9 protein-coding genes are annotated in these 16,517 nt (G+C 70.5%); 2 read left to right on the top strand and 7 right to left on the bottom strand.

Going from position 1 to position 16,517, the window contains the following annotated elements; translation table 11 throughout:
- The first annotated feature begins 27 nt into the window (after positions 1 to 27).
- Positions 28 to 1,038: an asparaginase gene (locus tag ABEA39_RS02155; RefSeq protein ID WP_345372710.1), complete on the top strand. Its 1,011-nt coding sequence runs from the start codon at positions 28 to 30 to the stop codon at positions 1,036 to 1,038.
- Here ABEA39_RS02155 and ABEA39_RS02150 read toward each other — a convergent pair.
- Entirely contained in the window at positions 1,022 to 1,888 is an 867-nt protein-coding gene (locus ABEA39_RS02150; RefSeq protein ID WP_345372707.1) for a hypothetical protein, read from the bottom strand. The genes ABEA39_RS02155 and ABEA39_RS02150 overlap by 17 nt on opposite strands.
- A gap of 144 nt (positions 1,889 to 2,032) precedes the next feature.
- Here ABEA39_RS02150 and ABEA39_RS02145 point away from each other — a divergent pair, with 144 nt between their 5' ends.
- A complete protein-coding gene (locus ABEA39_RS02145) occupies positions 2,033 to 2,170 on the top strand; it encodes a hypothetical protein (RefSeq protein ID WP_345372705.1) in 138 nt (45 codons plus the stop codon).
- Here the strand turns inward: ABEA39_RS02145 and ABEA39_RS02140 are convergent.
- From ABEA39_RS02140 to ABEA39_RS02115, 6 genes are read right to left on the bottom strand one after another with little or no spacing between them, the layout of a single operon-like run.
- Positions 2,167 to 4,338 (bottom strand): zinc-ribbon domain-containing protein, encoded by a 2,172-nt coding sequence (locus tag ABEA39_RS02140; RefSeq protein WP_345372703.1) that lies wholly within the window; start codon positions 4,336 to 4,338, stop codon positions 2,167 to 2,169. The two genes, ABEA39_RS02145 and ABEA39_RS02140, sit on opposite strands and share 4 nt — an antisense overlap.
- A gap of 16 nt (positions 4,339 to 4,354) precedes the next feature.
- A complete protein-coding gene (locus ABEA39_RS02135; RefSeq protein WP_345372701.1) occupies positions 4,355 to 6,727 on the bottom strand; it encodes a transglutaminase-like domain-containing protein in 2,373 nt (790 codons plus the stop codon).
- Complete coding sequence (locus ABEA39_RS02130) at positions 6,724 to 8,205, bottom strand: DUF58 domain-containing protein (RefSeq protein ID WP_345372699.1); 1,482 nt, start codon at positions 8,203 to 8,205, stop codon at positions 6,724 to 6,726. The genes ABEA39_RS02135 and ABEA39_RS02130 overlap by 4 nt, the downstream gene beginning before the upstream one ends.
- Entirely contained in the window at positions 8,202 to 9,173 is a 972-nt protein-coding gene (locus ABEA39_RS02125) for an AAA family ATPase (RefSeq protein WP_345372696.1), read from the bottom strand. Before ABEA39_RS02125 ends, ABEA39_RS02130 begins: the two co-directional genes overlap by 4 nt.
- A 49-nt stretch (positions 9,174 to 9,222) precedes the next feature.
- Positions 9,223 to 15,042 carry an Ig-like domain-containing protein gene (locus tag ABEA39_RS02120; protein WP_345372694.1) on the bottom strand — a complete coding sequence of 1,940 codons (5,820 nt, stop codon included), beginning with the start codon at positions 15,040 to 15,042 and terminating at the stop codon, positions 9,223 to 9,225.
- Positions 15,039 to 16,475, bottom strand: coding sequence for a serine/threonine-protein kinase (locus ABEA39_RS02115; RefSeq protein WP_345372692.1), 1,437 nt, complete (start codon positions 16,473 to 16,475; stop codon positions 15,039 to 15,041). Before ABEA39_RS02115 ends, ABEA39_RS02120 begins: the two co-directional genes overlap by 4 nt.
- Positions 16,476 to 16,517: the final 42 nt, after the last annotated feature.

Below are 16,517 nucleotides of genomic sequence, written 5' to 3'. Positions count from 1 at the left end.
CCCTCTCGGCGTCGTACACTCCCCATCATGACCGACAGAACCCTCCTGACGAATCGCCATGCCCTCGACGCCGCTGGGAGCGTGGAACTCGCCGTGTTGTCGCGGTCCGGTTTCGACGAGAGCCGGCACCTCGGTGCGGCCGTCGTCGTCGGCCCGGACGGCGCGGTGCTCCGCAGCCTCGGAGACGCGGCGGCATCGATCTACCCGCGCTCGTGTCTCAAGCCGTTCCAAGCGCTGACGGTGCTGCGCTCCGGAGTCGAACTCGACGGGCCCCAGGCCGTGCTCTCGACCGCCAGCCACGCCGGGACGCCGGCCCATGTCGACGTCGTCCGCAGCATGCTCACGCGCATCGATGCCATCGAGGAGAACCTGCTGTGCCCCGCCGACTGGCCTGGCGACCGCGCATCGGCCCGCGTGGCGACGGCCCCGAGCCGCCTGTTCATGAACTGCAGCGGCAAGCACGCCGGCTTCCTGCTCGCCTGCGCCCACAACGGCTGGGACCCGAAGCACTACGACGACATCGATCACCCGCTTCAGGAGGCGGCTCGCTCGACCGTCGCCGAGTTCACCGGCGAGGCGATCGACCACGCGGGTGTCGATGGTTGCGGCGCCCCCGTCTTCGCCGTCACGCTGGAGGGACTCGCGCGGGGCATCGCCCGGCTGACCGGGTCGGTCTCGACAGGCGCCGACCCGCGGGCCGCGCACCTCGTCTCGGCGGTGCTGCAGGACCCCTGGGCCCTCGACGGCCCCGGCCGCGCCAACACGGTCACCATCGAAGAGCTCGGCGTGTTCGCCAAGCTCGGCGCCGAGGGCGTCATGGTCATGGGCACGACCGAGGGCACCGCAGTCGCCCTGAAGGTGCTCGACGGCAATCTGAGGGCCGGGACTCTCGCCGCGCTCCACCTCCTCGTCGACGCCGGCGTCGTCGACGCGGACGCTGCGAACCGCGTCCTCGAGGCCACGACCGAGAAGGTCCTCGGTGGAGGAGTCGTGGTGGGTGAGCTGCGCGCCGGCGCCGGTCTCACCGACGCCGCCTGACCGCAGCGCCGAGCCGGCGACCCGTCTCTCGCGCGGCGGCCCGTGCGGGTCCGAGCGGTGCGTGGGTGCGGGCGGTGTCCGACGCCGTGGGGATAGCCCTCGACGGGCGTCCCATCGCCGAGCGTGACGCCTCCGGCTCCACCCGGGCCGCTGGGGACTCGGCGACGAAGGGCTCCAGCGCGAGGGGAACCCACCTCCCGTGCGCCTCCGCCTGGGAGCGAGCGCAGGCGCTCCCGTCGGGCGCGATCCAGACCTCGGCGAGACCGTACGGTGCTCTGCTGCCCCGCCCGTGCCGGAAGGCGCTGCGCCCTCGCGACCCGTCACGGGACGGAGCCGCCGAGACGGCCGAGACCACGCAGGTCTCTCCACCGGCTCGGACCTCGACGAGCCACTCGTCGTCGTGACGGGCGGCGGACTGGCCCGCACCTCTGGCATCCTCACCCCCGCCTCGGTCTCGATCGAACGGGGGCACGTCGAGACCGTCGAAGGCCGGATCTGTGCAGCCGCGCACCTCGCTCGCCTGCGGATCGAGCCGGTTCAGCACCTGGAGGACGTAACCGCGGGCCACGGCGCGCGCGATCGGCTTCGGCCCGAGAACCCGGACGCCCGGAGAGGCCGGGACGACGAGGGGCGCGTCGACGAGGACCCTCGCCCCGGCCTCGAAGCCGTCGGGAACCACCAGGTCGTCCACGACGACTGCACCGCGGCCGAGAACGAGATCGGGGAGAACGACGGCTGTGCCGCGAGCTCGGGGGGACGGCGGTATGGGCGATGTCGAGACGGGGAAGAGCCGATCGAGCTCGGCGCGGTGTGCGGCGGGATGGAGGGTGGGCGGCAGGAGCAGCGTCATGCGTCCATCGAAGCGGCTCCGGGGCTCCGGATTCGGGCCGGGGCGGCATCTGTGGAGAACTCGCGGCCGTCCACAGGCGCTCCTGGAGAGGTGGCCCCTCCGCGTGTGCGCTCAACCGAGGAACTCGGAGAAGGAAATCCTCGGATGCCGACGCTTAAGACCCCGAAGTCCTCGCGTACGAGCACGGCGACGCCGCGTCTCCTCAGAACAAGTCAGGATTTCCTCACCTGGCGACAGGCGCGCCCGAGCATCATGGACACCGCGAAGGCCGGCGGCGGCTAGCTCACGATGAAGAACTGCTCCCCGATGTCGACCCGAGCGCCCCGCGGCACGAGGTGGCGCTTGCCCGGCTCGAGTCGACGCGCCTCCTTCGACGGCTCGCGCAGGATCGACCCGTTGCCCGACCAGCGGTCCGACACCCACAGGGCGCCGCTCTCCTGGCCGAATTCGAGGTGCGTCTTCGAGACCGATTTGCCGGGATCGATGATGCGCACGAGCAGGTCGATCGACTCGCCGGGCTGGGGTGTCGGCGCACGACCGACGAGCCCGCTGCCCTGCACGGTGAAGCTCTCGCCCGTGCTGAACTGGAGGACGAACGGCTCCCCCAACGGTCCACGCGGCACGATACGGGTCATCTCGACGTCGTCGTCCGGCGCGCCGAGGGCCCAGGCTTGAGCCTGCGTCTGGCGGGGCGTCTCGGGTGCGGGCGGTAACGGGGGCACGACCACGGGCGCCGCCGTCTGCGCCGGTGCATCGATCGGCGTGGCGCTGAGAGGGGCGGGCGCGGGATGCTCGGGCCCGGCCTCCTGGGGAACGGGCACGTCGCCGGCGTGCACGGTCGGCTGCTCGAGCGGCGGTTCCGGGACGGAAGCCGGGGCGCGTACTGCCGCGGGCACTGCGGCGGATGTGACCGGCGGAACCGTGGCTGCCCGCCCGGCGACGGAATCAACCGGCGGGACCGGGGCTGCCGTCGGTTCAGCCTCGGACGGTTCAGCCTCGGACGGTTCGGCGGGAGCCGACGTCCACGGGACGGGCCTCTCGGCCTCGGGCTTGCGGCGGCCGAAGAGGCGACGGCGCGGAGCCTTCGCCGGGGGCTCCGGGTCGGCGACGAACGGGGGCACGACGGGAGCGGCCGGGGCGAAGGGTGTCGCCGCGAGAGGCGCCTCTCGCGGCGCTTCCGGCGCCGGGGGTGCCGGGGCTGCTTCAGGTGCTCTCGGTCCGACCGTTTCGGGGGCGGCAGCAGAACCGGGCGCAGCAGCAGACCCGGGCGCAGCGGCAGACCCGGGGGCGGCAACAGACCCGGGCGCAGCAGCCGAACCGGGGGCGGCAGCCGACCCGGGCGCCGCCGCCGACCCGGGTGCGGGCAGCGGAGTGATCGGACCCGTGAACGACTGCGCCACGGACGCCACGACCGTCCCGCAGACCGGACAGAAGATGTCGTCCCCGGTCAGGGCGGCCCCACAGGTGGCGCACCGCAGCCCGACTGCACCGGTAGCCGGCGGTGTCACGAGCGGGGCGATCACGTTGGTGTCGCCCTCCTGGGGCTCCGCCGACGCGAGGGGCGCGGCATCACCGGCGGATTCGTTCGAGGACTCCGCCCGGGAATCGCCCACGGACTCCGCCGTCGAGTCGCCCGCGGACTCGGCCGCAGAATCGCTCGCGGCCTCGCCCGAGGTCGTCTGCGAGGGTGCGGCGTCGGCCGAGGGTGCGGCGGCGTTCGAGGGTGCAGCGTCGGCTGGGGGAACGGCAGCGGACGCATCGGTGATCGGCGTGAGCGAGGCCGTCCACAGCGGCACCGAGGTCGGTCGGGAGCCCGTACTCGAGGCGGAGCCCGGAGGACGCAGGGGCACCGGAGACACGGGCGGGACAGCCCAGTCGGGCAGGACGAGCGGCGGCGTGGGCGCGGCGACGGGAGCCTCGACTCCCGAGCGAGGAGCGTCGGCCTCACCCTCAGAGGGTTCGGCGGCGACCGGTTCCGTCGGCACGGCGGCGCGCGGGGGCACCGCACCGGTCTCGTCGATCCCGCCGCCCGTCACCCGGTCGTCGACTGCGGCGTCGTCGACCGGGGCGTCGTCCACCGCAGCGTCGTCCACCGCGTCATCGTTCTCGACGTCGGCCCGATCCGACACCCACCAGGGCGTGCCCGCCGGGACGGAGGCCGGAGGCGGAGTCACCGGGGCCCACGCGGGGGCTTCGGGACGCTCGGCCTCGGGCTCGACCGCGGCGGAGGAGACACCGGACTCGGCCGAGGCGTCGGCGGGGGCATCCCCCGTTGTTCCGTCTGTGGATCCGGCACCGTCTGCTGACACACCCTCCACGACCGAGGGCTCGGACGACACCGGCGAGACCGGCTTCTGAGCCGCGACATCGGCACTCGTGATGGCGCGGCCGCACTGCCCGCAGAACATGGCTCCGTCGGGCAGGGGTGCCGAGCAGGTGGGGCAGATCATGACGATGAAGGGCTCTCTAACGCTGGGAAGCTTTCCGGCCATGGTATCCGCGCAGCGAGCGGAGGCTGACGGCGGCCTTGAACCGCTGCCACCGGGTGAGGTCGCTGTCGAGGCCGGCTCGCATCTCGCCGACGGCCTTCCAGACACGGTCGGCGTCGGCAGGATCGGTGGTCTCCGGAGCGAAGACGGCGCGGTCGACCACCCGGGCGAGGACGACCGGGCGCGAGCCGCCGACGACCGCCGCGACCTCGCTCCGCGTGGCGTTCGGCGGCGCCGGAATGCCGTGGTCGACGACGGAGTCGTGGAACTCCTCCCAGCCGGCGGTCATGCGTCGAGCGGGTTCGCGAACGCGCTTGCGGGCTCGGCGACGACGAGCCTTGACGGCCACGATCGTGAGGAACGGAGCCATGATCAAGCCGGCGACGAGGAGCACCCAGGCGGCGATCCGCCCCACGAGCAGCAGCGCGACGAGCCAGGCCGGCGTCACGATCGCCGGGTCTTGTTTGCTCTGCGGCGGGGTCTGGTTGTTGCGCGGATCGTTGACCTCGGGAGGCGGCTGCACGACTGACTGCGGCCTGGTGACCTGGTCGGGGTTGGTGACCGTCTGATCGGGGATCGGCCGCGGCGTGGGGTTTGGGTCGAGTCGGACCCAGCCGTACTGCGCCGTGTCGACCTCGATCTCGGCCGTGATGTCGGAACCGGTGAAGTCGTACGTCGAGCCGGACGTCCGCGCGGACGCCGTCGCCGAGAAGCCCATCACCACCCGGGCCGGGAAGCCGAGCTGGTCGGCCATCAGAGCCGCCGCCGCCGAGTACTGCTCGGCGTCTCCGACCATCAGCGAGTCGGTGAACAGCTGGCTGAGGCGATCGGAACCGTGACCGGATCGACTCACGGCCTGTCCGTCGCCGGTGCCGTGACTCACGTAGCCGTTCTTCTTCAGCTCGGCCAGGACCGCCTGCAATCGGGCGCCCTGCCCCGTGACACCGTCGGTGTAGGTCGAGACGGCGTTCTTGAGCGCAGTCGGGACCGACACGGGCGTGGGCACGGAGTCGGTTCCGGGGGTCACGGCCGCGAGCTCGGCGCTCGTCGGCTCGGTCGGCACGACTCCGCTGAGTCGATAGCTCACGCCGCTCGACACTCCGCCCAGCACGGCCGCGGTCCCGGTCCGGTCGTTGTAGAAGAAGTCGTCGCGCAAGGTGGCGGCGTCGGAGCCCGAGAAGTCGATCGTCTCCAATTGGCCGACGGTGGGCAGCCACACGCCTGAGTACCCGTCGACGGTCACGGCGACGTTGGCCTGACTGCCGTTCACCTGCGACTGGTCGAACGAGGTCGGCACCCGCGTGAAGGTCCCCGAGTCGCTCGACGCAGCACCGCTGCCGACCGAGAACTGGACCCCGTCGTAGGTGTCGAGAGTGGCGATGCGCACGAAGTCGCCCGAGTCGAGGCCGGAGACGCGCAACTGGGTCGACGAGACGGCCGGACTCTGCTCGTACGAGCGGAACCCGCTCAAGGGGCTGTCGTAGTCGCGCGGGTCGAAGGGGTGCGCCACGACCGATCGAGCCACCAGGCGGGCACCGGCGGGATGCAGGACCGTCGTCGCTGCCGCCGAGAACGCCGCAGCCACGAGCACGGTCACGATCGTCCCGGCGATCGCCCGGCGGGCGAAGGCACGGCTGCCGGAGCGATGGACGCCCGTCCGCACCGCTTCTCGACCCTGCGTCGCCAGCGTGACCTCTTCGATCGCGAGGCGCCGACGCCGCAGCCGCCACCACGCGAGCCAGAGCACACTGGCCGCGAGCAGCGCGAGGCCGGTCACGATCGGGCGGAGACCCGTTTCGGGCCCGAAGACGATGCCCGCGAGGTACACGACCACGGGCGGGACGAGAGCCAGCTCGGCGCGACGGGAACGCAGTGCGGTGGAGAGGCCGATCACGGTGCCCGGCAGGACCAGCACGAAGAGCGGGACGAGAAGAGCCTGATACCCGCCCACGGGCAGTGTGATCGTCAGCAGTTGCTTCCAGCCCAGAGCGGCGCCGGAGGCGAGCTCACGGAGGCCGGCGAGCGTCGGAACCACTCCGTAGGTCGTCTGGCTCGGAACCGCGACCGGCACGCCGAAGAGGCCGAACGCGACGACCGTCGCCACGAGGATCCAGAAACCGGCGAGTCGCAGGAAGGTCCCCGCGAGGGCGATCAGGGCGCCGAGGACGAGCCCGACCCCGACAAGGACGACGACCTCGATGCTCTGGTAGATCGGCCACCAGGTGACGACGGCGAGAGCCATCACGACGACGAAAGCGAGGGTCTGTGCAATGGCGAACGGGATGGAGACGCGGGCTCGCCCCGCCCGGGGCCGGAGCCCGACGGCTCGTGCGCTCGAGGTGGCCGTCATGCCGTGACCGACTTCGCCAGCGACTTCTGCAGGTCTTCGAGATAGCCCACGGTCAAGATCGTCATGTCGGCGACGCGGCGCATCCCCGGAATGCTCTCGGGGTCGCACACGATCGCGACGGCCTCGACACCGGGCGGGAACGCGGCGGCGGCGGCCCGGAGCTCCGTGATGCGCGTCGTCGAGCCCACGACGAGGAACGCGACCGAGATGCCGTCGACCTGCTCTCCGGTCACCCGGGCGACGTCGGTGATCTGGAGGGCGGTCTCGTCGTAGTCGACGGTGGACAGCTCGTCGAGGAGGCGGCTCCGTGTCAGGGTGGAGAGCGACTTCACCGCCAGCGTCTTACGGCTCGCGAAGTCGGGGGTCCGTTCGCTGACCACGACGGTGACCTCGCGCGCGTCGCGGATGGCACGCACGCCGAGCGAGGCGGCCACGCTGACGGCGAGCTCGAACTCGTCCTCCGTCGCGAAGTCCGCATTGGCGAGACTCAGGGCGATCACGAGGTGGCTTCGTCGGGTCTCTTCGAACTGCCGCACCATGTACGAGCCGGCCTTGGCGGTTGACTTCCAATGGATGTGGCGCCGTTCGTCGCCGGGCAGGTACTCGCGCAACGCGTGGAACGAGATGTCGCTCGACGACAGATCGCGGGTCGGGTTGCCCTCGAGGTCGCGGATCAGACCGGTGCTGGTCGAGGGGATTCCGATGGTCCGGGGATGCACGAACAACTCGACCACGCCGGTCCAGTCGAGTTCGCGCCGCGCCAGTCCGACGGGGTCGCCTCGCACGGTCCGCACAGGGCCGACCGGTACCAGACCCCGCCGCGCGGTCGGGACCGAGAACGTGTCGGAATGGGAGTCCTTGCCGCGCAAGCCGGGGAGGTTGATCTCCGCGAGGCCCGCGCCGATGGGGACCTCGACGACGACGCCCAGTACGCGGCGCCTCGTGGGATTCGCGATGGTGACCCGACCCGAGGCCTCGTCGCCCACGGCCACCCGGACGTGGGGCAGGTCGAGCTGGATCGTGAACGCGTTCCGGCCGACGACGTAGAGGGCGGCGAGGCAGAGCAGGACGACCACCGCGTAGCCGACGGCGACCAGTTCGATCCAGCCGAGCAGGTAGCCCGCGACCAGCGCGGCCGGGGCGACCCCGAGCATGACCCAGCCGAGCGGAGTGACGACGCTCGACGCCGCGCGGTAGACGGCTCGGGCGGCTGCGGCGATCGCCCGCCAGATGCGGGCGAGGAGCACGACGAGATCGGCTCCCGGACCGGTCCGGTTTCCGACGAGACGAGTCCTGGCGTTCGTCAGGCCCTGCGTGCCGGTGGCGAAGAGGTTCTCGCTGCGCGAGTCACCCGCGGCCCGAGACCTGTCGCGCACGGTGCCCGGGCCGCGCCCGGGACCCGACCTCGAGGACCGGCCCCGGGAGTCTTTCTTCCTGCCCTTCGATTTCGCCTCGGGGCGAACGACGGGCGAGGTCACGCAGAGACCCTCTCGGCCGGGGGCGGCGTCTCGATGAGGAGCTGGCTCACGATGCTGGTCGGAGTGACGCCGTCGAACTCGGCCTCGGGGTCGAGGACGAGTCGGTGAGCGAGGACCGGCTCGGCGAGCAGCTTGATGTCGTCGGGGGTCACGTAGTGGCGCCCCGTGGAGGCGGCGTAGGTCTTGGCCACCCGGATGAGCGCCAGGGCCCCGCGGACGCTGACGCCCAGGCGCACTTCCGGAGCCGTGCGGGTCGCTTCGACCAGGCGGGCGACGTAGTCGGCGACGACGGGGTCGACGTGGACCGTGCGAGCGAGTCGGGCCATCTCGCTGACCACGGCGGACTCGACCAGCGGCGAGAGGCTGCCCTCGTGGACGTTGGTGCCGGATCCCTCGAGGATGCGCAGGGTGGCGCCGTGGTCCGGGTAGCCGATCGAGGTTTTCATCACGAAGCGGTCGAGCTGGGCCTCGGGAAGCCGGTAGGTGCCGGCCTGCTCGATCGGGTTCTGAGTGGCGATCACCATGAACGGCGCGTCGACCGGGTGGCTCACGCCGTCGACCGTGACCCGCGACTCCTCCATGACCTCGAGGAGCGCGGCCTGGGTCTTCGGGCTCGCCCGGTTGATCTCGTCGGCCAGGACGATGTTCGCGAAGACCGGTCCGGCGTGGAACTCGAACTCGCCCGACTTCTGGTCGTAGATGCTCACCCCGGTGATGTCGCCGGGAAGCAGATCGGGCGTGAACTGGATCCGACTCGAGACGCCCTGCACCGTCTGGGCGATCGCGCGAGCCAGCGACGTCTTGCCGGTGCCCGGGAAGTCCTCGAGCAGGAGGTGCCCCTCGCTCAGGAGTGCCGTGAACGAGAGTTTGATGACGAAGCTCTTGCCGAGCAGCACCTTCTCGACGTTGCCGACGAGGCGGGCGAAGATGTCGGCGAACCAGGAGGCCTGTTCGGGCGTCATGCTCATGCTCTCGGTGTCTCTCTCGTGGGGGCTGGGTGTCGATGCGGGGCGGGCGTCACTGGCAGGTCGCGATCGCGTTTCCGAGATCACGGTAGACGATGCCTCCGACGGTGAGCGTGGTGGTGATGCGCACCTGCGTCGCGTCGTCCGGCACCGTACTGGTCACGGTATAGGCCCCGCCCGAATCGGCCAGCTGCCACACGCCCGACCGGAGGAACTCCACCTTGGAGTAGTTGGGAGAGACGTCGGGGGTGTTCGCCGGGTCGGAGACCCCGAGTGGGGTGCCCACGGTGCAGGACGTGATCGTGGCCCGCGTGGTGACGGGCGTGGCCGATGCCGTCACCGGCGCCGAGCAGTACTGGCCGTCGGTCGTGCGGCAGGCGACGAACCGCCAGGTGTTCGAGTGGCCGTAGACGCTCTGGTCGCCCATCGAGGTCAGGAAGTCGCCCTGGGAGACGAGCGTGGTGTTGCCCGACCCGTCAGTGGCCTCGAAGGACTGGGCCGTGCCGCCGGTCGCCCCGATGGCCCCGATCTGCACGTCGTAGCCTCCGCTCGTCCCGTTCGGGTTGATGTTCAGCGTGACGTACGCCCCTGTCGGTGCCTTGAGGCTCACGACGTTCGCCGGCGAGCTCGCCGAGCAGAAGTAGCCGTTGTCGGCGTAGGCGAAGTACGTGTACGTGGCCCCGTCGCTCGTCGACGTGTCGGGCGAGGTGACGCTCGTGCCGGGCTTCGACGAACCGGTAGTGCAGGCGGGTGCGGCCGTGACGGTCCCGTCGAAGCGGCCGTAGGAATACGAGACGGTGGATGCGCCGGCCGGGTCGCTGGAACCGTGCGTCAGGGTGACGTCGCCCGACCCGCCGGCATCGGTCGTCGCGCTCACCGACGGAGCGGACGGGACGCCGATGGCCGTTGCCGTGACGGAACCGCTGCGCGACCAGTCGGCCGAACTGGACACCTGAGCGGAGTTCGTCGCGTAGACCTGCACGCTGTATTGCGACCCGGGAGTGAGACCCGCGAAGGTGGTCGTCGTCGTGGTGGTCGTCTGCGAACCGACACCGGCGACCTCGACGACGTAGCCGGTGACGGCCGTGCCGCGAGCGGGGCGGGCCACTGCGGGCCAGGAGACGACGAGGGCGTTGGCCACGCTCGTGGAGGGGACCACGGTGACACCCGTCGGTGCCGTGGGAACGTAGTCGGCGCTGTAGGAGATGCTGGCCGGGCTCGATGCCGAGGTGCCGATGGCGTTGATCGCGACGACGCTGAACTGGTACTGCTGCCCGGGGTCGAGGTCGGTCAGCGTGCAGACCGTGGAGAGACCGCAGTCTTTGGAGTAGGAATTCGCTCCCGACGTACCCGTCAGCACGTAGGAGGTGATCGGCGAGTTGTTGAACGACGGAGCCGCCCAGGAGAGCGTCAGCTGGCCGCCGATGAACGAGCCGGAGCGGATGGGGACCGTGGGCGAGTCCGGGACGTCCTGAACCGAGATCGTCACGCTCCCGTAGACGTAGCGCGACGGATCGTTCGTCACGTCCGCCAATTGGTACTGGAGGTTCGTGTTGCCGGGCTTCGCCGACGAGGCGACTGAGACGACCAACTGCGAGTTGTCGCTGCTCGGCGTGACCGTGACGCCGGCCGGCAGTGAGGAGCCGTCGAGCCCTCGGATTCCGAGGACGCGCAAGGGTTGCCCCGGGAACGGGTTGGTCGCCTGGTCGTTGGCGAGGACGTCGATGGTCGTCGTGGCCCCTCGACGGACGACTGCCGAGTCGCTGGCCGCGATCGCCAAGGGCCGCGTCGATTCGACGACGTTCAGCGCGATGGCACCGGCCTGACCGGTGGAGGTGCTGTCGCGGACGGCGATGCCGATGCTGCCGCTCGTCCCCTTCGCGGTTCCGGCTGCCACGGTGACGGTGAGCTGATGGCCGGAGAGGCGTGCCGTGAGACCCGCGGAGGGAGTCGACGTGATCGAGTAGGCGAGCTGGCCGAGGTCGTTCGCGTACGGGTAGGTCGTCAGCCGGGTCAGGTCGAGGGTCTGCGACGAGCCGGGTTCGAGCTCGAGCGAGGTGCCGTTGAACACCGGCGGCTGGTTGGCCCGGGCCGTGACCTGGATCGGGAGGACGAGGGTCGCCTTGTGCCCCGCGGGATCGGACGCGGACGTGCCGTCGGTGACCTGGAACGAGATCGACGCCTGTCCGAAGTAGAGCGCCGAGGAGGTGAAGGTCAGCGTCGTGGAGTTGACGACGAGGTTGCCGCCGTCGGAGTGGGTCGCGCGGACCGTGCCGCTGTCGGTCAGGCGGACGCCGTTGGAGCCCGCGGCTATCACGTACTTGTTGAGGTCGATCGTGAGCGGCTTCTCGCTCTGGACCGTCAGCGCCGGCGCCGCCTCGTTGATCTGAGGCAGAGCGTCGTTGAAGCCGGGCACCTTGATGAAGGCGTAGGCCTTGATCGACGGGTCGTCCGGGTGCGTCACGAAGAACGGGATGATCTGGCTCTGGTCGGTGATCGTGACACGGATCCGGTGGTTGGACAGGACGGTGGCGGTGTCGCCGTAGCCCGGCTGCAACCCGAGGCCGAGCGTGGAGACGTTGCCGTCGGCGAAGAAGACGTTGGCCAGCACGTTCACGTCGACGGTCTTGCGCTTCAGGATGTCGTTGAGCGTCAGGATGCTGTCCTGCGCCTCCGGATAGTTCAGGGCCGCCTTCGCATCCACCTTGACGGTGATGAAGTTGGAGCTACTGCCGCCCGAGGCGTTCGTGACCGTGTAGACGAGGCCGTACGAGCCCGCCGTCTTCGGCGGCGTGACGCGGACGACTCCCCCGGCCAGGATCTCGGCCGTAACGTCGGGCTCGTTGGGCTTGACGCTGGTGACGGTCAGGGCGCCGCCGTCCGGATCGGAGTCGTTGGCGAGGACTCGGACGAGGATGCTCCCGCCCGGCCTCATCGTGACCGAGTCCGCGACGGCGATGGGGTCGCGCGAGCCGTCGGCCCGTGCGGCGATGCCCACTCGGATGGTTCCGGTGGCTCGCGCTCCGAGACCGTCGATGACCGTGTAGGTGAAGGTGTCGGTTCCGGCCGAGTAGCTCCCGGCGGTGTAGTCGAGGTAGGTCGCCCCGACGGAGGCGACGCTGCCCTTCTGCGGGTTGGTGTCGACGCCGAGCAGTTGCACCGAGTCGCCGTCAGGATCGATGTCGTCGAGCGGCACCTGGATCCGGACGGTCTGACCGGCGACCACGCGGGCGGTCAGGGTCTGCGGAACAGGAGGATTGTTCGTGGCGGTGTCCGCTTCCCGGACGGAGATGCCGACCTCGGCCGTGGCGCGCTGGCCGTCGGGGCCGTCGACCGCGTAGACGGCCGTGAAATTGCCGGGCGTCTTCGGGGCCAGGTACCGCAGTTGGGTGCCTGAGACGAACAGGAGGCCACCGCCGGCGGAGACGGGTCGGACGAGCTCGGGCTCGAGCGTGATCGCCTCGCCGTCGGGCTGTTCGTCGTTCGCCAGGACGTCGATGTTGATCGCGTCGCCGACCCGTGCCGTGACCTGGTCGTTGGTCGCGATGGGTGGCTGCAGCCGTGCCGGACGGGGGATCTCGACCACCGTCACGAGCCCCTGGGCGTCGGCGAGTCCGTTGCTGACCGTGTACGTGAAGGCGACGGATCGGGTCAGTGGAGCCGTCAACGTGATGCGGAGGTAGCGCTGCTCGCTCGACTGCACCTGCACGCCGCTCGACGCCTCGGGGGCTGCCACGCTCGTCACCATCAGGACGTTGCCGGCGGGATCGAAGTCGCTCGTCGTGATGTCCACGTTCTGCGTGCTGAGGCTCTCGACGAAGACGGTCTTCGGCGTCGTGATCGGCGGGGCGTTCGCGGCCGGTTGCGCCTCGACGTCGACGCGGACGGTCCCCGTCGCGGTCTTGTCGCCGTCCGTGACCGTGTACTCGAGGTTGTACGTGTTGGGCGTCGTGCTCAGGAACGTGAAAGTGCCCGCCGAATAGCTGGGAGTGATCGTCACGTCGGGCTTGGACGGCACGCTGTTGAGCTTGAGGGCACCGGTACCGCCCGACGCGTACTGCATCGGGTTGACCGTGGTGACCTCGCCGGCGTACGCGTCCACCGTGAAGGAGGCCGCCGTGATGGCCACGGATCCGGCGTTCCCGACGGTGATGGTCAATCGGCCCCGCCCCACGGCGCTGCCGTCCGAGACCGAGAGGACGATCTCCTGGGTCGACGGGCCGTCACCGCGGTCCTGGTAGACCAGTTCGCCGGTGGGCTTGAACGTCACCGTCCCTCCCCCGCCTCCGGAGGCGTCGGTGAGGTAGAACGGATCGCCCTCCGGGTCGATCCAGTCGCCCAGGGTGTCGACCGTGACGCGCCCGCCCGAAGCGACGGTCGCCGTCGTCGGCCGAGCCTGGACCGGTGCCGTGTTCTCGCCGGGGCCCTTGACGGTCACGGTGACCTTGGCCGTCGAACTCCCGCCCCGGCCGTCACTGATCGTGTAGTCGAAGGTCACGACGCCGGAGGCGTCGGCCTCGAGGGTCAGGAGGAGTTGCTGATGGTCGCCGATGACGTCGAGGCGGCCCACGGACTTGTCGATCGTTCCGACAGAGGTGATCGCGAGCGGATCCCCGTTCGGGTCGTAGTCGTTGAGCAGCACGGGGAGCGTCGTCGCTCGGCCCGGTCGCGCACCGAGGGTGTCGGGGACCGCCACGGGAGGCTTCTGCTGCGGGTCGAGCTTCTGCTGGTCTTGACTGTTCTGGGCGTCGTCCTCCTGCTGGGTCTTGTCGTCCTGGATCAGGTCGCTCCAGTTGTCGATGAGCTGGCCCTGGCGTTGGACGGCCCACGACGAGCCGGACACGGAGTCGTTCAGGACGACGTGCTCGCCGTTGACGGCGAAGGCGAGTGTGCTGCCCGCCCCCATCGACGCGAGTCGAGTCGTCGTGCCGGCCGCCGCCGTGCAGGTGTTCCACCCCGTCCCGTCGGCCCAGGCCGCGTAGCTGCAGGTCGAGGTCACGAGCGGACGAGCCGGGGTTCCGGTGCGACCGGCGACCCGCTCGGAGACGCTGCCGCCGGTGAACGGCACCGAGAGGAGCCCTGACGACGACGCGACGAGGACCGAGCCGCCCGTGTCGGACGAGGTCTGGAGGGCGAGGCGACCGGTGCCGCGACCCGCCAGGTCGACCCGACGACCGTCGACGACGAGGATGCTCGAGGTCGTGTCGAGGACGGCCCAGTGCTGCCCGATGGTCGCCACCTCGAAGCCGTCGTTCTTGGAGAGCTTCAGTTTCGCGCTGGCCGACACGCCGAACTGGGACACGTCGTCCACACGGGAGACCACGCCGCTGTCGGCCGAATACGCGACGAGGGTGCCGTTCGGAGTGAGACCCGTCGAGATGTTCGCCCCGAGGCTGAGATCGGCTTGCGACGTCGCGTCGAACGCGGAGAGTCCGCTCACCGGGACCGACCAGAACTCGCCGGTCTTGCCGGAGACGACGACCGCGGTGTTCTTCGCCAGGAGGACGTCGGGCGAGTTCGGCGGCAACGGCACGGTCTGGGCGACGGAGGCCGTGGCGGTGTTCACGACGCCGATGGTCGCGTCGACCCGGTCGAGGAGAAGCACGTGCGAGGGGTCCTGGAGGACGTCGAGGTCGGCCCCGGTGCTGCGCACGGCCGAGTTCAGTTGCAGGACCTGTGGGTTCGCCCGCCCGATGGCCGTCAGCCCGTCGTTGACGACCCACACCGTGCCGTCTCCGAGGTTCACGCGTTGCGCCTGATAACCCGAACTGGAGAATCCGACTGCCGCCAGGACGGCCGCGAGGGCGACCACGAGCACTCCGGTCGCGGCGAACGATCGGTGAGACGTGATCCAGCGGAGCAGTCGCTTCACTTGCTGCCCTGGACCACGGAGCACTTCTCCGCGCTGGCCGGGCCGCTCTTGCCGGCGCGGTTGACGGTCACCGAGATGCAGACCTGCTGGCCGTCGTTCACGTTGGTACTGAAGGTGGTGGAACTCTGCGTGCTGCGATCGGTGCCCTGGGCCACGACGTACGAGTCGCCCGCCTTGAGCCCCGGATCCGCCCAGCTGAACCGCACCGACGAGCCGGTCGTGACGGCCGAGATGTCGGTCACCGTCGGGATGTCGGTGGACGTGGCCCGGACGAGGAAGAGGGTGGCGATGCCGCCGAGCGCGAGCACCACGACCGAGGCGGCGATCAGCGCCCAGGCGAGGTACTGCACGCGGCGACGACCCCGTCGATCGGGGCCGGCCGCCGTGCCCGTGGAACGCGGGATCGCGTTGCTCCGGTGCGCGCTGTCGGACTGGGCGAAGGTTCCTTGCTGCTCCACCGCGCGACGGCGGCGGCGTCGGTTGGCGACCGCGATCGCTCCCCCCTCGATGCCGCGCACCCGCGTCCGGTCCTCCAGGTCGGCGACCGTGGCGAGGGCCCAGTCGTCGACGGCCACCTCGATCGGCGTCTGCGCGACGCCGAGTTCGGATTCGACCTGCTGGAGATCGCGGATCAGCTCGAGGATGCTCGACTGACGGTTCTCGGGGCGGTGCGACATCGCCTTCGACAGCACCGATTCGAGGCTCGCCGGGACGTCGGTCCGGCCGATGGGCGGCAGCTTGCCCTTCTCGATGCGAGCCATCAGGTCGTGCGACGTGTTCGATCCACCGAGGACCTCGAACGGGCTGCGGCCGGCGAGCAGGGAGTACACCGTCGCGCCGAGCGACCACACCTCCGACTCGATGGTGCCGGACGTGTCGTCGCGCAGCACCTCGGGGGCGGACCACGGGATGGACAGACCCATCACCTCGGCCGGCTCGCTCTCGCCGAGCGATGCCGCGATCCCGAAGTCGGAGAGGACGGGATGCCCGTAGGCGGTCATGAGGATGTTCGAGGGCTTGATGTCGCGGTGCAGGACGCCCTGACGGTGGGCCGTCTCGATGGCGCTGCCGATCTTGACGCCGATCTGGAGCACGTCGGGGACCGGGATCCGCTCGCGTCGGTACCGCTCGCTGAGCGACGACGAGCACAGTTCCATGACGAGGTAGGGGCGACCGTCGGCGGACACGCTCGCCTGATAGACGGTGAGGATGGAGGGATGCCCGCTCAGCTGGGCCATCAGGTTCGCCTCGGCCTGGAACATCTGCCGCACCTGGTCGTTGACGACCTCGCTGAGGAGGACCTTGACCGCGACCTGGCGCCGGGGCATGTTCTGCTCGTACAGGAAGACGTCGGCGAAACCACCCGACCCGAGCACGTGCAGGTGCGAGAACCCCGGCAGGACAGGAGGCTGCGAAGGGAGGCGGCGTGCCATGGAGCCCCCTTCGGTACCAGTACGTGGAGAACCCGCGTGCCC

Origin of the sequence: Frondihabitans cladoniiphilus (assembly GCF_039544345.1) — a bacterium.
GTDB classification, from domain to species: domain Bacteria; phylum Actinomycetota; class Actinomycetes; order Actinomycetales; family Microbacteriaceae; genus Frondihabitans; species Frondihabitans cladoniiphilus.
The sequence above is the reverse complement of the archived record's forward strand: the minus strand, read 5'-3'. Positions and strand labels throughout refer to the sequence as shown.